The organism is Streptomyces sp. NPDC093225 (genome assembly GCF_044753805.1).
Taxonomy (GTDB): Bacteria; Actinomycetota; Actinomycetes; order Streptomycetales; family Streptomycetaceae; genus Streptomyces.
Genome location: NZ_JBIVNX010000009.1, coordinates 95,613 through 119,249, shown reverse-complemented (window position 1 = coordinate 119,249; position 23,637 = coordinate 95,613). Strand labels below are relative to the sequence as shown.

Below are 23,637 nucleotides of genomic sequence, written 5' to 3'. Positions count from 1 at the left end.
GCAGGCCCGCCGGGTGGGCGGGCCTGCGGGGAGCCGGGTGGGCTCAGGGGCTCAGCGGCTCAGAGCTTCTTGGCCGCCGGTGCGGCGTCCTCCGCCTCGGCGGACGGCGTCTGGTCCGCGTCCGCGGAGTCCTGCGGCTCGTCCTTCGCCGCGGCGTCGTCGGCGGCGGCGTCCGCCTTCGGCCCGTCGCCCTCGGCGTCCGCGTCCTTGGCGTCCTTCGCGTCCTTCGCGTCCGCCGCACCGGCTTCGGCGTCGGCGTCGGCCCCGTCCGTGCGGTCGGCCTGGTCGGCCTTCGCGTCCGGGGCGTCGGCGGCCGGCTCTGCGGAGCCCTCGCCGTCCGACGAGGGACCGCGGCCCGGACGGACGTCCGGCTCGACGACCTCCTCGCGGCCCGGCCGCAGCCGCGCCGAGACCACGAAGTACACGACCGCCAGGACGAAGACCACGATCGCGGTCCACACGTTCAGGCGCAGCCCCAGCACGTGGTGCGCCTCGTCGACGCGCAGGTACTCGGTCCAGACGCGCCCCGCGCAGTACGCCGCGACGTACAGGGCGAAGGCCCGGCCGTGGCCCAGCTTGAAGCGCCGGTCGGCCCAGATCACGAGCAGGGCGACGCCCACGCACCACAGCGACTCGTACAGGAACGTCGGGTGGTAGGTGCCGGCGACCCGGTTCGGGCCCTCGCTGATCTCCAGCGCCCACGGCACGTCGGTGGCGCGGCCGTACAGCTCCTGGTTGAACCAGTTGCCCCAGCGGCCGATCGCCTGGGCCAGCGCGATGCCGGGCGCGAGGGCGTCGGCCCAGGCCGGCAGCGGGATGCCCCGGCGGCGGCAGCCGATCCAGGCGCCGACGGCGCCGAGGGCGATCGCGCCCCAGATGCCGAGGCCGCCCTCCCAGATCTTGAAGGCGTCGACCCAGTTCTCACCCTCGCTGAAGTACAGCTGGTAGTCGGTGATCACGTGGTACAGACGCCCGCCGACGAGGCCGAAGGGCACGGCCCAGACGGCGATGTCGGCGACCGTGCCCGGCTTTCCGCCGCGCGCGATCCAGCGCTTGTTGCCGAGCCAGACGGCGACGAAGACGCCGATGATGATGCAGAACGCGTAGCCGCGCAGCGGGATCGGTCCGAGGTGGATCACGCCGGTCGACGGGCTGGGGATGAAGGCAAGTTCCATGGCAGGACCGACGGTACCCTGCCGCCCCGTGGCCAGGGCAAGCCGCCCGGCAACGTCCCGGCAAAAGGGCGGTGCCGGCCCCGGCCGCACATCGCCCGTACGCGGCCCTTTGGGGACGTACGGGCGACCGGAGAGCGGCCGGGGTGGCCGGAGTGACCGCTGCGGCGGGGCCGGAGCCGCCGGCTCAGCCCTGGGCGGCCTTCGCCTCCACCAGTTCCTTCAGCTTCTGGGGGGTGACCGGGTTGGCCTGGTCGGCGAAGAGGTCCTTGCCGTTCAGCTGCACGGTCGGGGTCCCGCGGAAGTTGCCGGCCCGGAAGGCGTCGTACGACTTCTTCACCCAGCTGTTGTGCTCGCCGTCCTTCACGCACTGGCGGAACGCGTCCGAGTCGAGCCCGGGCACGCGTTCCGCCAGCTCCAGCAGCTTCGCGGTGCTCGCGTACGCGTCCTGCGTCTCCGGCGGCTGGTTCTGGAAGAGCACGTCGTGGTAGGCGCGGTACTTGCCGGCGTCCTGCGCGCAGGCGGCCGCGTTGGCCGCGTTCAGGGAGCCGCTGCCGCCCATGTTGCCGTCGATCAGCGTCACCAGGTGGTACTCGGCCTTGAGGAGGCCCTTGTCCTCCAGCTGGTGGATCGTGTCGCGGTAGTTGGTCTCGAACGACTTGCAGGCCGGGCAGCGGAAGTCCTCCCAGACCACGAGCGTGGACTTGGCGCCGTCCTTGCCGGTCTGGATGGCGAGCGCGTCCTTGCCGACCGCGCCCGAGGGGGCGACGACGGGGCCGGCCGAGGACGAGCCGTCGTCCTTGCCCGCGTTCGCCGCGATGATCCCGACGACCGCGGCCAGCCCGAGTACGCCGACCACCGCCGAGGTCACGATCAGGGTCCGCCGGCGCTTGTCCCTGGCCCTCTGCCGCTCGCGCTCCTGGGCGAGGCGCTCGCGGGCAGATCGTTTCGCTTCCGAATTCTCGCTCACGTCCAGCGAAACGAACCGGGGAGGCACTCGCGTGCCTCCCCGGTCCCAGTTCCACCCGTACGGACTAAAAGTCCGCCGTACGGGTCAGTAGCTCCGCTCCCGCGGCACGGCCGAACGCCTAGCCGCGCCGCACTCCCGCCGCCAGCTCGGCGGCCAGCTCGCGCACCGCCACCAGGCCCGCGGCCTCGTCCGGGGCGTCGAGCATGCGCTTGACGAACGCCGAGCCCACGATCACCCCGTCGGCGAACGAGGCGACCTCCTTCGCCTGCTCGGCGTTGGAGACGCCCAGACCCACGCACACCGGCAGTTCGGTGGTGGCGCGGGTGCGCCGCACCAGGTCCTGGGCCTGCTCGCCGACGGACTCGCGGGTGCCGGTGACGCCCATCAGCGAGGCGGCGTACACGAAGCCGGAACCGGCCCGCGTGATGGTGGCGAGCCGCTCGTCCTTGCTGCTCGGCGCCACGACGAAGACGGTGGCCAGGCCGTGCTTCTCGGCGTGCTCGCGCCACAGCGCGGACTCCTGGACCGGCAGGTCGGGCAGGATGCAGCCGGCCCCGCCGGCGGCCGCCAGCTCGGCGGTGAAGCGCTCGACGCCGTAGCGGTCGATGGGGTTCCAGTACGTCATGACCAGGACCGGGGCGCCGGTGGCCGCGTGGGCCTCGCGCACCGTCCGGAACACGTCGGCGATCTTCACGCCGCCGCGCAGGGCGATGTCGTCGGCGGTCTGGATGACCGGGCCGTCGAGGACCGGGTCGGAGTGCGGCAGGCCGACCTCGACGACGTCGGCGCCACCGGCGATGACGGCCTTGACGGCCTCGATGCCGCCGTCGACGGTCGGGAAGCCGGCCGGGAGGTAGGCGATGAGGGCGGCCCGGTCCTCGGACGCGGCCTTGGCGAGCGTGTCGCTCAGCAGCTGGACGCGCCCGGTCTGCTCGTTGGCGCTCACTTGGTCTCCCCCTCGGCGCTCGCGTTGTCGTACAGGCCGAAGTAGCGGGCGGCCGTGTCCATGTCCTTGTCGCCGCGGCCGGACAGGTTGACCACGATCAGACCGTCCTTGCCCAGCTCCTTGCCCAGGTCGAGGGCGCCGGCCAGGGCGTGGGCGCTCTCGATGGCCGGGATGATGCCCTCGGTGCGCGACAGCAGGCGCAGCGCCTGCATGGCCGCGTCGTCGGTGACGGCCCGGTACTCGCCGCGCCCGATGTCCTTGAGGTAGGCGTGCTCGGGGCCGATGCCCGGGTAGTCGAGGCCGGCCGAGATCGAGTACGGCTCGGTGATCTGGCCCTCCTCGTCCTGGAGGACGTAGGAGCGGGAGCCGTGCAGGATGCCCGGCTCGCCGGCGGTGAGGGTGGCGGCGTGCTCGCCGCTCTCCACGCCGTGGCCGGCCGGCTCGAAGCCGACGAGGCGGACGTCGGCGTCCGGGACGAAGGCGTGGAAGAGGCCGATGGCGTTGGAGCCGCCGCCGACGCAGGCCGCCACCGCGTCCGGGAGGCGCCCGGCGCGCTCCAGGATCTGGCGGCGCGCCTCGACGCCGATGACCCGGTGGAAGTCGCGGACCATGGCGGGGAAGGGGTGCGGGCCGGCGACCGTACCGAAGAGGTAGTGCGTCCGGTCGACGTTGGCCACCCAGTCGCGGAACGCCTCGTTGATGGCGTCCTTCAGGGTGCGCGAGCCGGACTTCACGGCGATGACCTCGGCGCCGAGCATGCGCATGCGGGCCACGTTGAGGGCCTGCCGCTGGGTGTCGATCTCACCCATGTAGATGACGCACTCGAGGCCGAACAGGGCGCAGGCGGTGGCGGTGGCGACGCCGTGCTGGCCGGCGCCGGTCTCGGCGATGACGCGGGTCTTGCCCATGCGCTTGGTGAGCAGCGCCTGGCCCAGCACGTTGTTGATCTTGTGCGAGCCGGTGTGGTTGAGGTCCTCCCGCTTGAGGAAGATCCGGGCGCCGCCGGCGTGCTCGGCGAACCGGGGCACGTCGGTGAGGGCGCTCGGCCGGCCGGTGTAGTTGACCATCAGGTCGTTGAGCTCGGCGGCGAAGGCCGGGTCGTTCTTGGCCTTCTCGTACTCGACGGCGACCTCGTCGACGGCGGCGACGAGGGCCTCGGGGATGAACTTGCCGCCGAAGTCTCCGAAGTAACCCTCGGAGTTCGGGACCTGCCCCTGGTGGTCGGGGATGAAGAACTCGCTGGACATGGCCAGTACCAGTACCTCTCGGAAGCAATGGGTGATGTCACCGTATGCGCCGTTCCGCCCGGCAGCCGCGCACCTCGACGGTACGCGCCGTCAGCCGGGTCGCGGGGAGAGCCGTCGTCCGGGTGCGCAGGTCCGCGACCGGCCGCACGGGGGCGGCCCGGTACCCGCCGTCGGCGGCGCACCGCGCGCGGCGGTACGGCGCCGGCGCACGCCGCGCGGAGGGTGCGCGGGAGCTCGGCGGGGGGCCCGGGGCCCGTGGGGCACGGCGGGACGCTGCGGGTGCGGCGGGGCGCGCCGTCCCGGCGGAGCGGTACGGCGGGCGGCCCCGTCCCGGCGGTGCGGGACGGCGGCGGCTGTTACGCGCGGCGCAGCGTCAGGGACGCCATCGCATGCCGTTGACCTGTCCCGGCTCCGAGCCCAGGATGTAGCGGACCCGGCGGCCGAGGACACGGCGGGCCGGGGCGCGGCAGCCGCGCGGCTTGCAGCCGCGGGCGAGCGGGGCGTGCGGGTCGCGCGCCGGGGCCGCCGCGAGCACGCCGGCCAGCCCCGAGCGGTGGCTCGGGGTGGGGCGGCGGGCGGCGCGGCGGGCGGAGTGCACGGTCGGGGTCAGCTCCTGCCGTGCCGCAGAGCGGGGTGGGCGCCGGCGGCGACGAGGTCGGCCACTGCGGACTTGGGGTCGCGGCCGGTCACCAGGGACTCGCCGACGAGCACGGCGTCGGCGCCCTGGTTGGCGTACGCGATGAGGTCGTGCGGGCCGCGGATGCCGGACTCGGCCACCTTGACGATGTGGGCCGGGATCTCGGGGACGACGCGCTCGAAGGTGCCGCGGTCGACCTCGAGGGTCTTGAGGTTGCGGGCGTTCACGCCGATGATCTTGGCGCCGGCGGCCACCGCGCGCTCGACCTCATCCTCGTCGTGCACCTCGACGAGCGGGGTGAGGCCGATGGACTCGGCCCGCTCGATGAGGGAGACGAGGGCCTCCTGCTCCAGGGCCGCCACGATGAGCAGCGCGAGGTCGGCGCCGTACGCGCGGGCCTCCCACAGCTGGTACGCGGTGACGATGAAGTCCTTGCGCAGGATCGGGATGTCGACCCGGGCGCGGACGGCCTCCAGGTCGGCCAGCGAACCGCCGAAGCGGCGCTGCTCCGTGAGGACGGAGATGACGGCGGCGCCGCCGGCCTCGTAGTCGGCCGCCAGGCCCGCGGGGTCGGCGATCGCGGCCAGCGCGCCCTTGGAGGGGCTGGAGCGCTTGACCTCGCAGATGACCCGCACGCCGTCGCCGCGCAGGGCCGCGACGCCGTCCTTGGCCTGGGGCGCCTTGGCGGCACGCTCCTTGAGCTCGTCGAGGCTCACGCGGGCCTGCCGTTCGGCAAGGTCTTCGCGGACCCCTTCGATGATCTCGTCGAGCACACTCACGCGAGCGGCCCCCTTCCGGGTACGAAGCTGGTCGGGCTGTTCAAGGTCAGCACTGCCATGCTAGCCCGCCATGGGCCGCAGCTTCGCACGGCGTAGGCGCAGTCCCACCACCTGGACATGCGGAATCCGCACCTCAGGGCGCCAGCGCGGCACCGAAGGGCAGGTTCCGGATCACGGAGAAGACCAGGGCCAGGGCCCCCAGGGCCCACCAGTGGACCGGTTTCAGGGCGATCCGCGGGGCCGGCTTCCCCCGGACCGTGCGGACCAGCCAGACGGCGGTGTAGGCCGCGAAGCAGAAGTAGCCGACCACGGCCATCGCGTTCGCCCCGAGGGCGGTCGGCAGATCGCCGTGGGCGAACGCGTACGCGCTGCGCAGCCCGCCGCACCCGGGGCACAGCACGCCGGTCAGCCGGAAGAGCGGGCAGACGGGGTAGTGGCCGGGCTGGTTCGGGTCGACGGAGCCCACGTACGCGAAGGCGGCCGCGGCCCCCGCGAGCAGCGTCAGCGGTACCGCGGCGCGGCGGGCGCGGGACCCGGGCTCCCGCGCGGGAGCGGGAGCGGGAACGGGTGGGGGCGGGGGTGGCGGGGCCGGGTGCGGCGGGGTCGGTGAGGCGTCCACGCCGTGATTGTGCCCGGGTACGCCGGAAGGCGCAGCCCACGCGGGGGCTGCGCCTTCCGGGAGTACGCCGTCGGGGCGCGTACGGCCGACCGGGTCGGTCACGCCTCGGAGCGGGCCTGCGCGACGGAGACGGGGCTCGGCTTCTGGCCCAGGCCCGCGGCGCGCATGGCCATGCCGACGACACCGCCGAGCACGACGACGCCCATGCCGGCCCAGAAGCCGATCGGCTCGGCCATCACCATGAAGACCGACGCGATGCAGAAACCGATGAAGGCGATGGTGACACCGGTCCAGGCGGCCGGGGTGTGTCCGTGGCTGCTGCCCGCCATGAATTGCTCCTCGTTGCTCTGTCGAACGTGCTGAGTCGAACGCTCGGATGCCATTGTCACGCACGCCGGCCCTGTGCGGTGCGCCGGGGTGGCGATCAGTTGACGGTGGGTTGGGGGGTGCTGTGGGCCGGTCGGGGGTGGGGTCCGCGGGGTGCGGGGCGTGGTGCCGTCCATGGGTTGGGGGGTGGGCCCGCTTCGTGGGGCCGCCCCGTGGTGTGTGGGTCCCCTCGCCTCTTGACCCGCCATGGCCTGCAGGCCCTGCGGCAGGCCCACCCCTGGGGCTTCGGGGCCTTCGGCCCTGGCCTACGGCCACCCCAGGCCCGGGCCCGCCTCCGGACCAGCCTGCCATGGCGCCTCAAGAGGCTGCCCCACACACCACGGGGCGGCACTCTCTTGAGGTGGTGACCCGGGGTCGGGCAGGTCAGGCGCCGGTGGGGTCCTCGCCGCGGTCGAGGGCCTTCCAGAGGTCCTCGGGGCGGTCCGGGTCCACGACCGGGGCCTTGCGGGCGCCGCGCGGGCCGGCGTCGCGCTCGTAGCGGCCGCCCATGGCCGGCCAGTGGTGGCCGTAGCGCAGCGCCAGCAGGCCGGCGAGCAGGATCAGCACCGCGCCGGCCGCGGTCACGTAGGGCCAGGCGGTGTGGGTGAGCCCGGCGACGGTCGCGGCGGTGTCGGCGGTGGTCCGGGCGGCCTCGTGGTCCAGCGCGGAGCGGTCGGAGGCGCCGAGGAACGCCGCCAGCGCGGCACCGGCTCCGGAGAGCGCCAGCAGCCCCGAGACGAGGGCCCGGCCGGCGCCCCGTACCGCGAACACGGCCACGAGGGCGGCCAGGCCCACGATCGCCAGGGCCGCGGGGACACCGGTGACGGTCTGGCCGTCGGCGGTCAGCGGAAGCGTTCCGCCACCGATCGCGGCCGTGCCGCGGGCCCAGGTCCGGCCGGAGGCCAGGAGGACGACGGTGGCGCCGAGGGCACCCAGGAGCAGGGCGACGGCGACGCTGCGGCGGCTGCTCGGCGGGGTGCTGCGCGGGGCGGTTCGGGGGTGGGGTACGGCACTCACGTACCCCACTATCCCCTACCGCTCCCGCGGCCGGGCGGGGGGCTCGGCCGGCGTACGGCCCGGGGCGTCCGGGTCGGGCCCGGTCCGGTGTCCCGGCCGGGCCCGCCGGACCAACGGCTCGGCGGCTCGGCGGCTCGGCGGCTCAGCGGCTCAGCGGCTCAGCGGCTCAGCGGCTCAGCCGGTTGGCGGCGGCCACCGCGCGCAGCACGGCCGCGGCCTTGTTGCGGCACTCGGTGTCCTCGGCGACCGGGTCCGAGTCGGCCACGACGCCCGCGCCGGCCTGGACGTAGGCCGTGCCGTCGCGCAGCAGGGCGGTGCGGATGGCGATGGCGGTGTCGGAGTCGCCGGCGAAGTCGAGGTACCCGACGCAGCCCCCGTACAGGCCGCGCCGCGAGGGCTCCAGCTCCTCGATGATCTGCATGGCGCGCGGCTTGGGCGCGCCGGACAGGGTGCCGGCCGGGAAGCAGGCGGTGAGCACGTCGAAGGCGGTCCGGCCCTCCGCCACCTGGCCGGTGACGGTGGACACGATGTGCATGACGTGCGAGTACCGCTCGATCGACATGAAGTCGACGACCTCGACGGAGCCCGGCTCGCAGACCCGGCCCAGGTCGTTGCGGCCGAGGTCGACGAGCATGAGGTGCTCGGCACGCTCCTTGGGGTCGGCCAGCAGCTCCTCGGCGAGGGCCTGGTCCTCCTGCGGGGTGGCGCCCCGGTGCCGGGTGCCGGCGATGGGGTGGACCATGGCGCGGCCGTCCTCGACCTTGACCAGCGCCTCGGGGCTGGATCCGACGACGTCGAAGCCCTCGAAGCGGAAGAGGTACATGTACGGGGACGGGTTGGTGGCGCGCAGCACCCGGTAGACGTCGAGCGCGGAGGCGTGGCAGGGGGTCTCGAACCGCTGCGAGGGCACGACCTGGAAGGCCTCGCCGGCGCGGATGCGCTCCTTCACGTCCTCGACGGCCTCCTGGTACGCCGGGCCGCCCCACAGCGCCGAGTACTCGGGCAGCTCGGCGGCCGGCAGCGGGGCCGGGGTGTAGGGGGCGGGGCGGGCGAGGTCCGCCTCCATGGCGTCGAGGCGGGCGACGGCGTCGGCGTACGCCTCGTCCACGCCGGTGTCGAGGTCGTTGTGGTTGATCGCGTTGGCGATTAGCAGGACCGTGCCGTCCCAGTGGTCGAGGACCGCGAGGTCGGAGGTGAGGAGCATGGTCAGCTCGGGCAGCTGGAGGTCGTCGCGGCCGTGCTCGCCGATGCGCTCCAGGCGGCGGACGATGTCGTAGCCGAGGTAGCCCACCATGCCGCCGGTGAACGGCGGGAGTCCCTGCGCGAGGTCGCGGGGGGTGTGGAGGGCCTCGACGGTGGCGCGCAGGGCCTCCAGCGGGTCGCCTTCGGTGGGGACGCCGACGGGGGCGGTTCCGGTCCAGTGGGCCTGGCCGTCACGGGCGCTGAGGGTGGCGGAGCTGCGGACGCCGACGAAGGAGTAGCGGGACCAGGAACGGCCGTTCTCGGCGGACTCCAGGAGGAACGTGCCCGTGCGCTCGGCGGCGAGCTTGCGGTACAGGGCGACCGGGGTGTCGCCGTCGACGAGCAGCTTGCGGGTGACGGGGATGACGCGGCGGTCGGCCGCCAGCTTGCGGAACGTCTCGAGATCCATGGCGGGTGGTCCTGTCTACTCTGCGGGGGCGGCCAGCGGCAGCACGTCGGCGTCGAAGCAGGTGCGGGCCCCGGTGTGGCAGGCGGCGCCCACCTGGTCGACCTTGACCAGGACGGTGTCGGCGTCGCAGTCGAGCGCGACGGACTTCACGTGCTGGACGTGGCCGGACGTGTCTCCCTTGACCCAGTACTCGTTCCGGCTGCGCGACCAGTAGGTGCACCGCCCGGTGGTCAGGGTGCGGTGCAGCGCCTCGTCGTCCATCCAGCCGAGCATCAGCACCTCGCCGGTGTCGTACTGCTGGGCGATGGCGGGGACGAGGCCGTCGGCGGACCTCTTGAGGCGGGCGGCGATGGCCGGATCGAGGTCGCTGGTCACGCGGGGGGTGCTCATGGGGCCATTCTGCCGCCTGGCGGGGGGCCGTCCCGCCGTCGTCCGACTGGTGGTCAGGTGCGGGAGCGGCCGCGCCGCCCGGGCGGCCCCGGAGGGGGCGGACGTCGGCGGAGGCGGTGCCCGCGGTGACGGCGAGCACGGCGACCGCCGGCGTGGCCGCCCACCGGGCGCCACCGGGCGGGGCGGCGCGTGCCGTCCGCGGCGGGCAGGGACGTGCGCAGGGGCAGGATGGTCTCCCCCCGTCGTGGTGGGCGCGGTCGCGCCCCGGGAAGGGCCCGGCGTATGGCTGTGTCGGCCGGCCGGAGCCCCGGGCAGCGTACGGAGGCCCGCCCGCCGGACGCGGCCGGACGCGGAACGGCTCCGCCGTCGGCATGAGGCCCGGCCGCGCGGGCGGACCACTGCGGCTACGCCGAAGAGGGCGACCGCCTAGGCTGGCCGCCATGTCTACCCATGCGAAGCGTGAACGACTGCTGCTGGCCGATCTGTTGGAGCAGGCCGGACCGGACGCGCCGACCCTGTGCGAGGGCTGGCGGACCCGGGACCTGGCCGCGCACGTGGTGGTGCGGGAGCGGCGCCCGGACGCGGCGGGCGGCCTGCTGCTGAACGTGCTCAGGACGCGGCTGGACCAGGCGATGGCGGAGTACACCGCGAAGCCGTACGAGGAGCTGATCCAGCTCATCAGGACGGGTCCGCCGAAGATGTCGGTGTACGCGGTGAAGCAGATCGACGAGGCCGCGAACGCGGTGGAGTTCTACGTGCACGCCGAGGACGTGCGGCGGGCGCAGCCCGACTGGAGCCCGCGGGAGCTGGACCCGGTGTTCTCGGACTCGCTGTGGGCGCGGCTGGAGAAGCTCGCGCGGCTGACGGGTCGGAAGTCCCCGGTGGGCCTGGTCCTGCGTCGGCCGAACGGGCAGACGGCGGTGGCCCACAAGGGCACGCCGGTCGTCACCGTCACCGGCGAGCCGGGCGAGCTGACGCTGTTCTGCTTCGGGCGGCAGGAGGCGGCGCACGTGGAGCTGGACGGCGACAAGACCGCGGTCGCCCGCCTGACCCAGGCGCAGCTGGGCATCTGAGCGGTCCACCGCCGCACGCGGGGTGCGCGCGGCGGTGGGGCCCGCCCGGTTCAGTCGCCCTTCGGCGCAATCTGATCATGGGAATGCCCGGTCGGACCTTCCCGATGGCGGCGAAGTCGTCGTCCACGTGCAGCACGGTGAGCCGGTGCTGCTGGGCCGTGAGGGCGATGAGGATGTCCGTCGGCGAAAGGCCCGCGATGGTGGCCGATGGCCACGAGGTCCCGCTGGACGGCGATGACCTTCTGCCAGGGATCCTCCAGCGCCGGAACCCGGCCGAAGGTCTGTCCGAGCATGGTCGTGAAGGGTTCGAAGTCCCTCTCGGCACGGAGGCTCCGGAAGACGCGCGAGGCCCCGGCCCTCAGGGGCCGGGGCCTGCGCGTCGGCGGAAGGTCAGCGGACCGGGTGGCCGGCCGTCCGCAGGGCGTCCTTGACCTGGGAGATCCGCAGGTCGCCGAAGTGGAACACGGACGCGGCCAGGACCGCGTCGGCGCCCGCCGCGACGGCCGGCGGGAAGTCCGCCAGCTTGCCCGCGCCTCCGGAGGCGATGACCGGGACGGTGACGTGCTTGCGCACCGCCGCGATCATCTCGATGTCGTAGCCGTCCTTGGTGCCGTCGGCGTCCATCGAGTTGAGCAGGATCTCGCCGGCGCCCAGCTCGGCCGCCCGGTGGGCCCACTCGACGGCGTCCAGGCCGGTGCCCCGGCGGCCGCCGTGCGTGGTGACCTCGAAGGAGCCGGTGGCGGTGCGGCGGGCGTCGACCGAGAGCACCAGCACCTGGCGGCCGAACCGCTCCGCGATCTCCTGGATGAGCTCGGGGCGGGCGATGGCCGCGGTGTTGACGCCGACCTTGTCGGCGCCGGCGCGCAGCAGCTTGTCCACGTCCTCGGCGGTGCGCACGCCGCCGCCGACGGTCAGCGGGATGAAGACCTGCTCGGCGGTGCGGCGCACCACGTCGTAGGTGGTCTCGCGGTTGCCCGAGGAGGCGGTGATGTCGAGGAAGGTCAGCTCGTCGGCGCCCTCGGCGTCGTAGAGCTTGGCCATCTCGACGGGGTCGCCCGCGTCGCGCAGGTTCTGGAAGTTGACGCCCTTGACGACCCGGCCGTTGTCCACGTCCAGGCAGGGGATGACCCGTACGGCCAGCGTCATGACGGTGCTCCTTCGGGGCCCCGGAGGGCCTCTACTTCTACTTCGACCAGGATGCGCGGGTCGACGAAGCCCTCGACGACCATGAGGGTGCAGACCGGCCGGACGGAGTCGAAGAGCTCCTTGTGGGCCCGGCCGACCTCGTCGATGTCGCGCACGTGGGTCAGGTACAGACGGGTACGGATGACGTCCTTAGGGCCGAGACCGAACTCGGCCAGTGCCTCGAAGGCGGTGCCGAAGGCGACCTTGGCCTGCTCGTACGGGTCGCCCTCGCCGTGCAGCACCGGGCCCTTGAAGGACGTGGTGCCGCCGACGAGGACGCGGTCCCCGGCCGCGACGGCGCGCGCGAAGCCGAAGACCTCCTCCCAGGGGCTGCCGCTCTGCACGTGCCGGACGCCGCTCATGAGGCGACCGCCTCCGCGACCGCGGAGAGGGCCTCCTCGAGCGTGAAGGCCTTGGCGTACAGGGCCTTTCCGACGATGGAGCCCTCGACGCCGAGCGGGACGAGCTCGGCGATGGCGCGCAGGTCGGCGAGCGAGGAGACGCCGCCGGAGGCGACCACCGGCTTGTCGGTGGCGGCGCAGACGTTGCGCAGCAGCTCCAGGTTGGGGCCGGTGAGCGTGCCGTCCTTGGCGATGTCGGTGACGACGTACCGGGCGCAGCCCTCGGAGTCGAGGCGGGCGAGCGTCTCGTACAGGTCGCCGCCGTCGCTGGTCCAGCCGCGGCCCTTGAGGGTGGTGCCGCGCACGTCGAGGCCGACGGCGATCTTGTCGCCGTGCTCGGCGATGACCTTGGCGACCCACTCGGGGGCCTCCAGGGCGGCGGTGCCGAGGTTGACGCGGGTGCAGCCGGTGGCCAGGGCCTTGGCGAGGGAGGCGTCGTCGCGGATGCCGCCGGAGAGCTCGACCTTGATGTCCATGGCGCGGGTGATCTCGGCGACCAGGTCACGGTTGTCACCGGTGCCGAAGGCGGCGTCGAGGTCGACGAGGTGCAGCCATTCGGCGCCGGCGGCCTGCCAGGCGAGGGCCGCCTGGAGCGGGGAGCCGTACGAGGTCTCCGTGCCGGACTCGCCGTGGACGAGGCGGACGGCCTGGCCGTCGCGGACGTCGACGGCGGGGAGGAGTTCGAGCTGCTTCACGGCTGCGGCCTTCTTCTCGTCCATCAGAGGGTACCGATCCAGTTGGTGAGGAGCTGTGCTCCGGCGTCGCCCGACTTCTCGGGGTGGAACTGCGTGGCCCACAGTGCGCCGTTCTCCACGGCCGCGACGAACGGCTCGCCGTGGGTGGCCCAGGTGACCTTGGGGGGCGAGATCCGGGGGTTGTGGAGCTCCAGGTTCCACTCGCGTACGCCGTACGAGTGCACGAAGTAGTACCGGGCGTCGGCGTCCAGGCCGGCGAACAGCTCGCTGTCGGCGGCCGCGTCGACGGTGTTCCAGCCCATGTGGGGCACGACCGGGGCCTTGAGCGGTTCGACCGTACCGGGCCACTCGTCGAGGCCCTCGGTCTCCACGCCGTGCTCGATGCCCCTCTCGAAGAGGATCTGCATGCCGACGCAGATGCCCATGACGGGGCGGCCGCCGGACAGCCGGCGACCGATGACCCAGTCGCCGCGGGCCTCCTTGAGGCCCTGCATGCAGGCGGAGAAGGCGCCGACGCCGGGGACGAGGAGTCCGTCGGCGTTCATGGCGCGGTCGAAGTCGCGGGTGATCTCGACGTCGGCGCCGACCCGGGCCAGCGCCCGCTCGGCGGAGCGGACGTTGCCGAAGCCGTAGTCGAAGACGACGACCTTCTTGGCGGTCTGTGCTGCGCTCATTCCCAGATTCCCTCGATGCGCAGGACTCCGGCGGCCAGCGCCAGCACGGAGCCGATGGCGAGCAGCACGACGACGCTCCTGGGCATCTGCTGCTTGTGGAAGGAGTAGACCCCGCCGGCCAGGAAGAGGCCGACGAGGATCAGGACGGTGGACAAGCCGTTCACGGTTAGAGGGCGCCCTTCGTCGAGGGCAGGATGCCGGCCGCGCGCGGGTCGCGCTCGCAGGCGTAGCGCAGGGCGCGGGCGAGGGCCTTGAACTGGCACTCCACGATGTGGTGGGCGTTGCGGCCGTACGGCACGTGCACGTGCAGGGCGATCTGCGCCTGGGCCACGAAGGACTCCAGGATGTGCCGTGTCATGGTGGTGTCGTACTCGCCGATCATCGGCGCCATCTTCTCGGGCTCGGTGTGCACGAGGTACGGGCGGCCGGAGAGGTCGACGGTGACCTGGGCGAGGGACTCGTCCAGGGGCACGGTGCAGTTGCCGAACCGGTAGATGCCGACCTTGTCGCCGAGCGCCTGCTTGAACGCGGCGCCGAGCGCGAGGGCGGTGTCCTCGATGGTGTGGTGCGAGTCGATGTGCAGGTCGCCGTCGGTCTTGACGGTGAGGTCGAACAGGCCGTGGCGGCCGAGCTGGTCGAGCATGTGGTCGTAGAAGCCCACGCCCGTCGACACGTCGACCTTGCCGGTGCCGTCGAGGTCTATCTCGACCAGGACCGAGGTCTCCTTGGTGGTGCGTTCCACCCGTCCGATGCGGCTCATGCCTGCTGCTCCTTCTTCAGTGCGCGAACCGCTTCCAGGAACGCGTCGTTCTCGGCCGGGGTGCCGGCGGTGACCCGCAGCCACCCGGGTACTCCGTTGTCCCGGACCAGGACGCCCCGGTCGAGGATCTGTTGCCAGGCGGTGTGGGAGTCCGCGAACTTCCCGAACTGCACGAAGTTCGCGTCGGACTCGGTGACCGCGTAGCCGATGGCGCGGAGCTCGTCGACCAGCCGGTCGCGCTCGGCCTTGAGCTGCTCGACGTAGCCGAGCAGGGTGTCGGTGTGCTCCAGGGCGGCCAGTGCGGTGGCCTGGGTGACGGCCGACAGGTGGTACGGCAGGCGCACCAGCTGCACGGCGTCGACGACCGCGGGGTGCGCCGCGAGGTAGCCCAGGCGCAGGCCGGCGGCGCCGAAGGCCTTGGACATGGTGCGCGAGACCACCAGGTTCGGGCGGCCCTCGATGAGGGGCAGCAGGGAGTCCCGGTGGCTGAACTCGACGTACGCCTCGTCCACGACCACCAGCGAGGGCCTGGCGGCCTGGGCCGCCTCGTAGAGGGCGAGGACGGTGTCGGCCTCGACCGCGGTGCCGGTGGGGTTGTTGGGGGAGGTGATGAACACGACGTCGGGGGCGTTCGCCGCGATGGCCTCGCGGGCGGCGTCCACGTCGATGGTGAAGTCCTCACGGCGCGGGCCGGAGATCCAGCCGGTGCCGGTGCCGCGGGCGATCAGGGCGTGCATCGAGTACGAGGGCTCGAAGCCGATCGCGGTGCGGCCCGGTCCGCCGAAGGTCTGCAGGAGCTGCTGGAGCACCTCGTTGGAGCCGTTGGCGGCCCAGACGTTCTCCTTGCCGACCGGGTGCTTCCCGGTGCGGGTGAGGTACTTCGCGAGCTCGGTGCGCAGCTCGACCGCGTCCCGGTCGGGGTAGCGGTTGAGGGTGCGGGCGGCTTCGGCGACCCGCTCGGCGATCCTGCGGACCAGGGGCTCGGGGAGCTCGTACGGGTTCTCGTTGGTGTTCAGCTGGACGGGGACGTCGAGCTGGGGGGCGCCGTACGGGGACTTGCCGCGGAGCTCGTCGCGGATGGGCAGGTCGTCGATGCCGACCGTGTCGTACGAGGTCATGCGTCGGGAACCTTCCATCCGAAGCGCGCCTTCAGGGCGGCGCCGTGCGCGGGCAGGTCCTCGGCCTCGGCCAGGGTGACCACGTGGTGGGTGACCTCGGCGAGCGCGTCGCGCGTGTAGTCGACGATGTGGATGCCGCGCAGGAACGACTGCACGGACAGGCCCGAGGAGTGGCAGGCGCAGCCGCCGGTGGGCAGGACGTGGTTGGAGCCGGCGCAGTAGTCGCCGAGGGAGACCGGGGCCCAGGGGCCGACGAAGATCGCGCCGGCGTTGCGGACCCGGGCGGCCAGGGCGGCGGCGTCGGCGGTCTGGATCTCGAGGTGCTCGGCGCCGTAGGCGTCGACGACCTTGAGGCCGTCCTCCAGGTCGCGCACCAGCACGACGGCGGACTGGCGGCCGGCCAGCGCCGGCTTGATCCGGTCCTCGACGTGCTTGGTGGCCGCGACCTGCGGGGCCAGCTCCCGCTCGACGGCGGCCGCGAGCTCCTCGGAGTCGGTGACCAGGACGGCGGCGGCCAGCGGGTCGTGCTCGGCCTGGCTGATCAGGTCGGCGGCGACGTGCACCGGGTCGGCGGTGGCGTCGGCGAGGACGGCGATCTCGGTCGGGCCGGCCTCGGTGTCGATGCCGATCTTCCCGGTGAAGTACCGCTTGGCGGCCGCGACCCAGATGTTGCCGGGGCCGGTGACCATGTTCGCGGGGGCGCACTCGTCCGTGCCGTACGCGAACATCGCGACGGCCTGGGCGCCGCCGGCCGCGTACACCTCGTCGACCCCGAGCAGCGCGCAGGCGGCCAGGATGGTGGGGTGCGGCAGGCCGCCGAACTCCGCCTGGGGCGGGGACGCGAGCGCGATGGACTCGACGCCCGCCTCCTGGGCCGGGACGACGTTCATGACCACGGACGACGGGTACACCGACCGGCCGCCGGGCGCGTAGAGGCCCACGCGCTCGACGGGCACCCACTTCTCGGTGACGGTGCCGCCGGGGACGACCTGGGTGGTGTGCGGGGTGCGGCGCTGCTCGGCGTGCACGATGCGGGCGCGCCGGATGGACTCCTCCAGCGCGGCGCGGACGGCCGGGTCGAGGTCGTCGAGGGCCTTGCGGAGGGCCTCGGCGGGGACCCGGATGCGGTCCAGCGTGACTCCGTCGAACCGCTGCGCGTACTCGATCAGCGCCGCGGTGCCGCGATGATGCACGTCCTCGCAGATGGGCCGGACCTTGTCCAGGGCGGCTTCCACGTCGAACTCGGCACGGGGCAGCAGATCGCGCAGGGCGGCACCCTCGGGGAGGGCGTCGCCGCGCAGGTCGATACGAGAGATCACAGTCCGATTCTCTCAGACCGGCTCCCGCCACTGGACGTCCGTATCACTGGCTGATACACGCCCCGCGTGTCACAGGCCGCGACTACGGTGCGCAGGCGAGGGGGATGACGGGGGACGAGGGGGAAGGGGGAGGCCGTCGTGGAGCACGCCAGGGCCGAACGGGCCGAGGAGGACCCACGGGTACCGCAGCAGGAGCGGGCCCGGGAGCAGCGGGCCCCGGGCGGGGGGCCGCCGGCCGCCCCCGCACCGGGGCCGTCACCTGCGCCGGCCCCCGGGCCGCCGCCTGCGGCGCCGCGTCCTGCGGGACCCGCGCCGGATCCGGATCCGGGCCCGGGGGCGGGCGTGGGGCCGGACGTGGGGCCGGGCCGGCTGTCGGCGGAGGACCTGGAGGCGGGCGCGCCGCCGGACCTCACCGAGGCCGAGCTGCGCATGTGGCGGGCCTTCCGCACCGGCTCGGTGTGCGACCTGTCGGCGCGCGCGGCGGACGTGGACGACCCGTTCTCCGACCGGCTGTGGGGCCCCGAGCGCAGCGTCCGCGCCCAGGTCGTGGCGTTGCTGCTGCTCAGCGGCCCCCCGCCGGTACCGGGCCGGGTGAACTCGCTCAAGCTGCGCGGTGTCCGCGTGACCGGCCGCCTGGACCTGTCCGGCGGCACCGTCGAGCCGTACGTCGAGATCCAGTCCTGCCGCTTCGACAGCGAGCTGCTGCTGCCCGAGGCGCGCTTCTCGACCCTGCGGCTGGTGCGCTGCGCCATCCCGCGGATCGAGGGCGCCCGCCTGCACACCGAGGGCGACCTGCACCTGCCGCGCTGCCGGGTGGCCCGCGGGATCCGGCTGACCGACGCCCAGATCGGCACGGACCTGCTGATCAGCGAGCTGGTGGTGCAGCGCGACCGCAAGGGCCGGGCGATCGCCGCCGACGGCATGTCGGTCGCGCAGGACTTCCAGGCCGAGATGCTGGAGGCGTACGGGGAGGTCAGCCTGCGCGGCGCGAAGATCGGCGTCTCGATGAGCCTGCGCGGCGCGAAGCTGCGCAACCCCTACGGGCGCCGGGCGCTGAACGCCCCGCAGCTGACCGTCGAGCGCACCCTGTACCTCACGGCCGTCGCACTGGACGGCGAGAGCGGCTCCACTCCCCCGTACGGGATCAGCCAGACGCCCTCGCGCGGGGCGCGGGTCCGGCGCTTCGACTGCCGGGGCGGGCTGCGGCTGGACGACGGCCGGTTCGGGGACGCGGTGGACTTCTACGGGGCCCGCTTCACCCTCGCCTCCGACCAGGAGGTCTCGCTGCGCCGCATCCAGACCCCCGAGCTGCGGTTCGTCGGGGAGCGGCCGGAGCAGGGCCGGGTGGTGCTGTCGGGCGCGAAGGTGGTCAAGCTGGTCGACACCTCGCTCAGCTGGCCGGGTCCCGGCGGGTTCGCGATGGAGGGGTTCTCGTACGAGATCCTCGCCCCGCGGGGTCACTTCCCGCTGGTGCGGCGCCTGGAGTGGGTCGAGGCGGCGACCCCGGAGTACTCGCCGGAGCCGTACGAGCGGCTGGCCGCGGTGCTGCGCAACAGCGGGGAGGACGCGGACGCGCGGCAGGTGCTGCTGGCCAAGCAGCGCAGGCGGCGCGAGACCCTGCCGCTGGCCGCGAAGGCGTGGGGCGTGCTGCAGGACTGGACCGTGGCCTACGGCTACCGGCCGGGCCGGGCCGCGGTCTGGATGCTGGTGCTGTGGGCGGCCGGGGCAGTGGCGTTTTCCGGCCATCAGCCGCCCGCGATCAAGCCGGACGAGCACCCGGACTGGAACCCGGTGCTGTACTCCCTCGACCTCCTGGTGCCCGTGGTCGACCTGGGTCAGGACGGGTACTGGAGGCTGGAGGGCGTCTGGCAGTGGGTGGCCGCGGCCCTGATCCTGATGGGCTGGGTCCTCGCGACGACCGTCGCGGCGGGGGCCTCACGACTGCTCCGGCGGGGCTGATGGGCAGGCGGGGGTGGGTGTGAAGCGGGAGCAGTGGCGGGACGCCGGGCGGCGGGGTCCGCGTACGGGGGTGTCGGCGCTGGTTCCGACCGGGGTGGCACGGTGCGCCGCCGGGCCCATTACGCTTCCGTCGTGACCTCCGTTCGCCTGCCGCTCTTCCCGCTGAACTCGGTGCTGTTCCCGGGGCTCGTCCTGCCCCTGAACGTCTTCGAGGAGCGCTATCGCGCCATGATGCGCGAGCTGTTGAAGCACGGTGAGGACGAGCCGCGCCGGTTCGCCGTCGTCGCCATCCGCGACGGCCGCGAGGTGGCCCCCACCGCGCCGGGCATGCCCGATCCGACCGCACTGCCCGAGAAGGGCCCGGCGGCGGGCTTCGGGCCCGACCCCGTCCAGGCCTTCCACCGGGTGGGCTGCATCGCCGACGCGGCCACGATCCGCGAGCGGTCGGACGGCAGCTTCGAGGTGCTGGCCACCGGCACGACGCGGGTGCGGCTGGTGTCGGTGGACGCGAGCGGTCCGTTCCTGACGGCGGAGCTGGAGGAGCTGCCGGAGGACCCGGGCGAGGGCGCGGGAGCACTGGCGGAGGGCGTGCTGCGGGCGTTCCGCGCGTACCAGAAGCGGCTGGCCGGGGCGCGCGAGCGGTCGCTGGCGACGGCGGCGGAGCTGCCGGACGAACCCTCCGTGGTCTCGTACCTGGTCGCGGCGGCCGCCGTGCTGGACATCCCGGCGAAGCAGCGGCTGCTGCAGGCGCCGGACACGGCGACGCGGCTGGCGGAGGAGCTGAAGCTGCTGCGCGCGGAGACCGCGGTGATCCGGCACCTGCCGTCGCTGCCGGCGGTCGAGCTGACGCGGGCTCCGACGAGCCCGAACTGAGGGGTACCGCCATGGCGAAGAAGGCGAAGCAGAACGCCGGGGGCCCCGGCGGCACCCCGGCCACGGTGGCCCTGACGGGCGCGGGCGTGCCGTTCACGGTGCACGCGTACGAACACGACCCCGCCGTGACCTCGTACGGCGAGGAGGCCGCGGCGGCGATGGGCGTGTCCCCCGACCGGGTCTTCAAGACCCTGGTCGCGGAGGTCGACGGCGCCCTGACGGTCGCCGTGGTGCCGGTCGCGGGCTCCCTCGACCTCAAGGCCCTGGCGGCCGCGGTGGGGGCGAAGCGGGCGGTCATGGCCGACCCGGCCGCGGCGGAGCGCTCCTCCGGTTACGTCCGCGGCGGCATCTCCCCCCTGGGACAGCGCCGCCGCCTCCCCACGGTCCTCGATGCCTCCGCCTCCGGCCACGCCACGATCTGCGTCTCGGCCGGCCGCCGCGGCCTGGAGGTCGAACTGGCCCCCACCGACCTGGCCGCCCTCACCGCCGCCACGCTGGCGCCCATCGCGCGCCCCTGACCCTCCGGGCCGACTCACGGGAGCACCGCCGCGAGCTCTGCCGTCCCAATGAAGTGCGCCCCCACGTCGGAGGGCATGCCGCCACGAACTGAGCCGTCTCAAGGGAGTGCCGCCCCGTGGTGTGTGGGGGAGGTGCTTGACGGGGTAGGGCAGGCTGGTCCGGAGGCAGGCCCGGGCCGGAGGTGGCCGCAGGCCAGGGCGAAGCCCCTTGCCTCCAGGGTGGGCCTGCCGCAGGGCCTGCAGGCCCTACCCCGTCAAGCACCGAGGGGACCCACACACCACGGGGCGGCCCCACGGGGCGGCCCCACGGGGCGGCCCCACGAGGCGGCCCCACGAGGCGGCCCCACGAGGCGGCCGCACGGGGCGGGCCCCCGAAGCGCCCCGACCCAGATCAGGCCGGCGGCTGCTGGTCGCCGGGGACGGCGTGACGGGGCAGCGCGTCGGAGGGAGCCGGGTCACGGGGCGCCGGGCGGTCACCCGCGGCGGCGTCGGACGGAGCGGCGTGGACGTGCGGCGGCGGGTACGCACCGGCCTCCCACTCGGGAGCCGGGTCGCGGGGCCCCCACAGGGCCACGCAGCCCAGATGGGTGGCGACGGCTGCCATCGGCCACACCAGCACCACCCCGAAGGCCAGCAACTGCAGCGGTGCGTCGAACGGCACGCCCTTGCCCGCCGCCCTCGCCGCCGCGACCACGTCGCGCGTCGGCCCGAGCCACACCCCGAGCCGCCAGCCGAGCAGCGCGGCGAGCAGGGACCCGAAGGCCAGGCCCACCACCACCGCGGCCCCGCCGCGCCTGCGGAACAGGAAGGCGGCCAGGCCGGACAGCAGCCCCAGCCCCAGCGAGATCAGGAAGAAGGTTCCGTCGGCCCCTGCCCGGCCCTCGTTCTCGGTGTCAGAGAGGAACACGGCCTCGCCGTTCGAGACGTACTGCACGCGCGGCGCGAGCCAGACCCACAGCAGTGCCAGCACGACGCCCGCGACGGTGACGGCCAGCATGACCGCCGCGCCGTCCTTGAGGTCCTGGGCGAGGGAGGACTCGGGGTCCCCGTCGTGCGGCGCGGGGGTCACGGGAGCGGTGTTGGCTTCGGTCACGCAGACATCGTGCCAGGTGGTCCGCCGCCCCGCGCCGCCGGAGTGTCCCCCGGGCCGCGGAACGAGGCGGAACCGGCGGCGCACAGCAAGCGCCGGCCCTACCGACCGACCGACCGACCAGCCGACCAACAACCGACCAACCAGCCGACCAACCGACCAACCGACAGCCGACAGCCGACAGCCGACCGATCAACCGATCAACCGACCAAGGCCGGAACCAGGTCAGCGCACCGCCGCGCGCCGGTAGGCCCAGGTGGCCGCGGCCAGCGAGACGACGCCGACGCCGGCACAGACGGCCAGGTCGAGGGCGACCACCGGCCAGTCCGGATCCGGGGCGAACGTACGGGCGAACGCCTCGACCCCGTACGTGGACGGCAACAGGTCCCGAGCCCACACGATCACGGCCGGCATCCGCTCCGGTGGCAGCACGCCGAGCAACAGCGCCGCCGACATGCCCAGCTGCCCGGCGAGGGTGGCCAGCTCCTGCCGCGGGGCCAGCAGCCCGAGGGCCGCGCCCAGCCCGGACAGGGCCGCCCCGGCCAGCGGGACGACCGCCAGCAGGACCCACAGCCCGCCCATCGGCAACCCGAACAGCAGGCAACCGAAGACCGCCGTGACGAAGGTTCCGGGCACGGTGAAGGAGGCGTACGCCGCGGCCGCACCGAGCACCACCGAGGCGGGCGGCACCGGCAGCGTGGCGTAGTGGTCGAGGCCACCGCCGGCGCGCAGCTGGCCGAAGTACTGGGCGAGGAGGTTGAGCGCGACGAAGGCCACGACCAGCACCGACGAGCCGGCCACCACGGCCTGCGCCTCGGTGGAGCCGCCGCCGTCGACCACGCCGCGCATGAGGACCATGATGCCGACGGACTGGAACGTCGCCACGAAGAGCAGCGGTATCCGCGCCACCCGGGCCCGCGACAGCTGTGCCCGGTACACGGCCGCGAGCGCGGGCCACAACCGCGCCCTGGGGGCCAGCGGCGCGGCCTCCGCCACCACCGCCTCCACGGTCCCGTCGGTCACGACTTCACCAGCCCCTTCGTCCGCCCGCCAAGGGCCAGGTACACGTCCTCCAGGCTCGGCGTGGCCAGCGAGAAGTCGTCCAGCGCCGCGAAGGCCGGTCCGCCGGTCACGGCGGCCACGGCCGCCCGCGCCTCGTCGGGTCCCATCCGCAGGACCCAGCGCCGCCCGGCCTCGGCGGCCAGCGGCCGCAGCGCGGCCACCTCCGCGACCTCGACCGGCGGCCGGTCACGCCAGACCAGCTCCAGCCGGACCTCGTCGGCGACCCGCGCCTTGAGCCCGGCGGGCGTGTCGCAGGCGATGACGCGGCCGCGGTCGACGACGGCGACCCGGTCCAGGACGGTCTCTGCCTCGATGACGTTGTGGGTGACCAGCAGCACGGTCGTGCCGCGCTCGGCGCGACGCCGGTCCACGGCGGACCACACGGCCCGTCGGGCCACCGGGTCCATGCCGGTGGTCGGCTCGTCGAGCACGAGCACGGGCCGCTCACCGGCGAGCGCCGCGCCGAAGCAGGCCAGCCGCCGCTGGCCGCCGGACAGCTTCTTCAGGGGGCGCCCGGCGATCGTGCCGAGGTCGAGCTCCTCCACCACCGCGTCCCGCTCGGCCCGCGCCTCGCGCGCGCCCAGCCCGCGCAGCCTGGCCGTGGTCTCCACGGCCAGGGAGACGGTCAGCTCGTCGAGGGCGGTGGACTCCTGCCCCAGGTAGGCCAGCAGGCGGGCGGCGCGCTCGGGGTGGCGTACGAGATCGTGGCCGAGCAGCTGCACGCTGCCGGAATCGGGCCGGAGCAGACCGGTCAGCTGGCGCACCAGCGTGGACTTCCCGGCCCCGTTGGGCCCGAGCAGCCCGAAGACCTCGCCCCGCAGCACCTCGAGCGAGATCCCGTCGGAGGCCCGTACGGCCGGCATCGCCGGCACACCGCGCCCGCCCCGCAGCGCGGGGTACGTCTTGACCAGGTCCCGCACGACGCAGACGGTCTCGAGGGGCTGGACGGTCCCCTCAGGAGAAGCCTGAATGTCCGATTCCGTTTGTGCCGTGCCCGTGCTCACGAAGGAGCAGCCTACGGGGTCCCCGCCCCGACGTCGGCCGCGGGGCAGGCCGCCCAGCTCTTCATCCGGAGGCAGCCACCCGTTTTGACCCCGTCCTCGCAGTGCCAGGCCC

Annotated in this window: 26 protein-coding genes; 4 read left to right on the top strand and 22 right to left on the bottom strand. The window is 74.1% G+C overall.

From position 1 onward, the window contains the following. Positions 1–59 precede the first annotated feature (59 nt). The 11 genes from lgt to hisI form a co-directional block, all read right to left on the bottom strand. Positions 60–1,175, bottom strand: coding sequence for a prolipoprotein diacylglyceryl transferase (lgt, locus tag ACIQCH_RS11340; RefSeq protein ID WP_402580383.1), 1,116 nt, complete (start codon positions 1,173–1,175; stop codon positions 60–62). 184 nt (positions 1,176–1,359) lie between these two features. Further along, the gene (locus tag ACIQCH_RS11335) at positions 1,360–2,142 is read right to left on the bottom strand and encodes a DsbA family protein (RefSeq protein WP_402580381.1); all 783 of its coding nucleotides are present in this window, start codon (positions 2,140–2,142) and stop codon (positions 1,360–1,362) included. Between the two features lie 118 nt (positions 2,143–2,260). Then, a complete protein-coding gene (gene trpA, locus ACIQCH_RS11330) occupies positions 2,261–3,088 on the bottom strand; it encodes a tryptophan synthase subunit alpha (protein WP_402580379.1) in 828 nt (275 codons plus the stop codon). Continuing rightward, entirely contained in the window at positions 3,085–4,335 is a 1,251-nt protein-coding gene (trpB, locus tag ACIQCH_RS11325) for a tryptophan synthase subunit beta (protein ID WP_402580377.1), read from the bottom strand. Before trpB ends, trpA begins: the two co-directional genes overlap by 4 nt. A 373-nt stretch (positions 4,336–4,708) precedes the next feature. Continuing rightward, positions 4,709–4,879 (bottom strand): tryptophan biosynthesis modulator TrpM, encoded by a 171-nt coding sequence (gene trpM, locus ACIQCH_RS11320; protein WP_037889997.1) that lies wholly within the window; start codon positions 4,877–4,879, stop codon positions 4,709–4,711. A 62-nt stretch (positions 4,880–4,941) separates the two neighbouring features. After that, a complete protein-coding gene (trpC, locus tag ACIQCH_RS11315) occupies positions 4,942–5,751 on the bottom strand; it encodes an indole-3-glycerol phosphate synthase TrpC (RefSeq protein ID WP_402580375.1) in 810 nt (269 codons plus the stop codon). Between the two features lie 133 nt (positions 5,752–5,884). Next, positions 5,885–6,370, bottom strand: coding sequence for a DUF2752 domain-containing protein (locus tag ACIQCH_RS11310; RefSeq protein WP_402580373.1), 486 nt, complete (start codon positions 6,368–6,370; stop codon positions 5,885–5,887). A 98-nt stretch (positions 6,371–6,468) separates the two neighbouring features. Continuing rightward, entirely contained in the window at positions 6,469–6,699 is a 231-nt protein-coding gene (locus tag ACIQCH_RS11305; RefSeq protein WP_402580371.1) for an HGxxPAAW family protein, read from the bottom strand. Between the two features lie 421 nt (positions 6,700–7,120). Then, a complete protein-coding gene (locus tag ACIQCH_RS11300) occupies positions 7,121–7,762 on the bottom strand; it encodes a TIGR02234 family membrane protein (RefSeq protein ID WP_402580369.1) in 642 nt (213 codons plus the stop codon). Positions 7,763–7,919: 157 nt separating this feature from the next. Further along, entirely contained in the window at positions 7,920–9,404 is a 1,485-nt protein-coding gene (locus tag ACIQCH_RS11295) for an anthranilate synthase component I (RefSeq protein WP_402580367.1), read from the bottom strand. A 15-nt stretch (positions 9,405–9,419) separates the two neighbouring features. Continuing rightward, positions 9,420–9,794, bottom strand: a complete 375-nt coding sequence (gene hisI, locus ACIQCH_RS11290) for a phosphoribosyl-AMP cyclohydrolase (protein ID WP_030209379.1) — start codon at positions 9,792–9,794, stop codon at positions 9,420–9,422. Positions 9,795–10,234: 440 nt separating this feature from the next. On the opposite strand from hisI, the gene ACIQCH_RS11285 reads away from it, so the two are divergent. Then, on the top strand, positions 10,235–10,867 hold the full coding sequence (locus tag ACIQCH_RS11285) for a TIGR03085 family metal-binding protein (protein ID WP_402580364.1): 633 nt from the start codon (positions 10,235–10,237) through the stop codon (positions 10,865–10,867). A 390-nt stretch (positions 10,868–11,257) separates the two neighbouring features. Here the strand turns inward: ACIQCH_RS11285 and hisF are convergent, their stop codons facing one another. From hisF to hisD, 8 genes are read right to left on the bottom strand one after another with little or no spacing between them, the layout of a single operon-like run. Further along, a complete protein-coding gene (gene hisF, locus ACIQCH_RS11280) occupies positions 11,258–12,013 on the bottom strand; it encodes an imidazole glycerol phosphate synthase subunit HisF (protein WP_402580362.1) in 756 nt (251 codons plus the stop codon). Further along, positions 12,010–12,414 carry a RidA family protein gene (locus ACIQCH_RS11275; protein WP_402580360.1) on the bottom strand — a complete coding sequence of 135 codons (405 nt, stop codon included), beginning with the start codon at positions 12,412–12,414 and terminating at the stop codon, positions 12,010–12,012. The genes hisF and ACIQCH_RS11275 overlap by 4 nt, the downstream gene beginning before the upstream one ends. After that, positions 12,411–13,148, bottom strand: coding sequence for a bifunctional 1-(5-phosphoribosyl)-5-((5-phosphoribosylamino)methylideneamino)imidazole-4-carboxamide isomerase/phosphoribosylanthranilate isomerase PriA (gene priA / locus ACIQCH_RS11270; RefSeq protein ID WP_402580481.1), 738 nt, complete (start codon positions 13,146–13,148; stop codon positions 12,411–12,413). The genes ACIQCH_RS11275 and priA overlap by 4 nt, the downstream gene beginning before the upstream one ends. A gap of 23 nt (positions 13,149–13,171) precedes the next feature. Next, complete coding sequence (gene hisH, locus ACIQCH_RS11265; RefSeq protein ID WP_402580358.1) at positions 13,172–13,822, bottom strand: imidazole glycerol phosphate synthase subunit HisH; 651 nt, start codon at positions 13,820–13,822, stop codon at positions 13,172–13,174. Beyond that, positions 13,819–13,977 (bottom strand): hypothetical protein, encoded by a 159-nt coding sequence (locus ACIQCH_RS11260; protein ID WP_199922821.1) that lies wholly within the window; start codon positions 13,975–13,977, stop codon positions 13,819–13,821. The genes hisH and ACIQCH_RS11260 overlap by 4 nt, the downstream gene beginning before the upstream one ends. A gap of 11 nt (positions 13,978–13,988) precedes the next feature. Continuing rightward, a complete protein-coding gene (hisB, locus tag ACIQCH_RS11255; protein WP_402580356.1) occupies positions 13,989–14,582 on the bottom strand; it encodes an imidazoleglycerol-phosphate dehydratase HisB in 594 nt (197 codons plus the stop codon). Next, positions 14,579–15,700, bottom strand: coding sequence for a histidinol-phosphate transaminase (locus ACIQCH_RS11250; RefSeq protein WP_402580354.1), 1,122 nt, complete (start codon positions 15,698–15,700; stop codon positions 14,579–14,581). Before ACIQCH_RS11250 ends, hisB begins: the two co-directional genes overlap by 4 nt. Next, positions 15,697–17,019, bottom strand: coding sequence for a histidinol dehydrogenase (hisD, locus tag ACIQCH_RS11245; RefSeq protein WP_402580352.1), 1,323 nt, complete (start codon positions 17,017–17,019; stop codon positions 15,697–15,699). Before hisD ends, ACIQCH_RS11250 begins: the two co-directional genes overlap by 4 nt. Positions 17,020–17,448: 429 nt before the next feature. Here hisD and ACIQCH_RS11240 point away from each other — a divergent pair, with 429 nt between their 5' ends. The 3 genes from ACIQCH_RS11240 (at position 17,449) to ybaK (ending at position 20,369) form a co-directional block, all read left to right on the top strand. Continuing rightward, positions 17,449–18,978 (top strand): oxidoreductase, encoded by a 1,530-nt coding sequence (locus ACIQCH_RS11240; protein ID WP_402580480.1) that lies wholly within the window; start codon positions 17,449–17,451, stop codon positions 18,976–18,978. Positions 18,979–19,110: 132 nt separating this feature from the next. Next, on the top strand, positions 19,111–19,851 hold the full coding sequence (locus tag ACIQCH_RS11235; RefSeq protein WP_402580350.1) for an LON peptidase substrate-binding domain-containing protein: 741 nt from the start codon (positions 19,111–19,113) through the stop codon (positions 19,849–19,851). An 11-nt stretch (positions 19,852–19,862) separates the two neighbouring features. Continuing rightward, entirely contained in the window at positions 19,863–20,369 is a 507-nt protein-coding gene (gene ybaK, locus ACIQCH_RS11230) for a Cys-tRNA(Pro) deacylase (RefSeq protein WP_402580348.1), read from the top strand. A gap of 391 nt (positions 20,370–20,760) precedes the next feature. Here ybaK and ACIQCH_RS11225 read toward each other — a convergent pair whose 3' ends face one another. The 3 genes from ACIQCH_RS11225 to ACIQCH_RS11215 form a co-directional block, all read right to left on the bottom strand. Next, the gene (locus ACIQCH_RS11225) at positions 20,761–21,462 is read right to left on the bottom strand and encodes a hypothetical protein (protein ID WP_402580346.1); all 702 of its coding nucleotides are present in this window, start codon (positions 21,460–21,462) and stop codon (positions 20,761–20,763) included. A gap of 222 nt (positions 21,463–21,684) precedes the next feature. Then, entirely contained in the window at positions 21,685–22,482 is a 798-nt protein-coding gene (locus tag ACIQCH_RS11220) for an ABC transporter permease (RefSeq protein ID WP_402580344.1), read from the bottom strand. After that, on the bottom strand, positions 22,479–23,525 hold the full coding sequence (locus tag ACIQCH_RS11215) for an ABC transporter ATP-binding protein (RefSeq protein ID WP_402580342.1): 1,047 nt from the start codon (positions 23,523–23,525) through the stop codon (positions 22,479–22,481). The genes ACIQCH_RS11220 and ACIQCH_RS11215 overlap by 4 nt, the downstream gene beginning before the upstream one ends. Positions 23,526–23,637: the final 112 nt, after the last annotated feature.

Excerpts from the sequence above, each read along its gene's own strand:
- hisF (WP_402580362.1), bottom strand. The coding sequence starts at position 12,013 with ATGACGCTGGCCGTACGGGTCATCCCCTGCCTGGACGTGGACAACGGC.
- ybaK (WP_402580348.1), top strand. The coding sequence starts at position 19,863 with ATGGCGAAGAAGGCGAAGCAGAACGCCGGGGGCCCCGGCGGCACCCCG.
- ACIQCH_RS11275 (WP_402580360.1), bottom strand. The coding sequence starts at position 12,414 with ATGAGCGGCGTCCGGCACGTGCAGAGCGGCAGCCCCTGGGAGGAGGTC.
- trpB (WP_402580377.1), bottom strand. The coding sequence starts at position 4,335 with ATGTCCAGCGAGTTCTTCATCCCCGACCACCAGGGGCAGGTCCCGAAC.
- hisB (WP_402580356.1), bottom strand. The coding sequence starts at position 14,582 with ATGAGCCGCATCGGACGGGTGGAACGCACCACCAAGGAGACCTCGGTC.
- hisH (WP_402580358.1), bottom strand. The coding sequence starts at position 13,822 with ATGAGCGCAGCACAGACCGCCAAGAAGGTCGTCGTCTTCGACTACGGC.
- ACIQCH_RS11240 (WP_402580480.1), top strand. The coding sequence starts at position 17,449 with ATGTGGCGGGCCTTCCGCACCGGCTCGGTGTGCGACCTGTCGGCGCGC.
- ACIQCH_RS11285 (WP_402580364.1), top strand. The coding sequence starts at position 10,235 with ATGTCTACCCATGCGAAGCGTGAACGACTGCTGCTGGCCGATCTGTTG.
- ACIQCH_RS11295 (WP_402580367.1), bottom strand. The coding sequence starts at position 9,404 with ATGGATCTCGAGACGTTCCGCAAGCTGGCGGCCGACCGCCGCGTCATC.
- lgt (WP_402580383.1), bottom strand. The coding sequence starts at position 1,175 with ATGGAACTTGCCTTCATCCCCAGCCCGTCGACCGGCGTGATCCACCTC.
- hisI (WP_030209379.1), bottom strand. The coding sequence starts at position 9,794 with ATGAGCACCCCCCGCGTGACCAGCGACCTCGATCCGGCCATCGCCGCC.
- ACIQCH_RS11305 (WP_402580371.1), bottom strand. The coding sequence starts at position 6,699 with ATGGCGGGCAGCAGCCACGGACACACCCCGGCCGCCTGGACCGGTGTC.
- ACIQCH_RS11250 (WP_402580354.1), bottom strand. The coding sequence starts at position 15,700 with ATGACCTCGTACGACACGGTCGGCATCGACGACCTGCCCATCCGCGAC.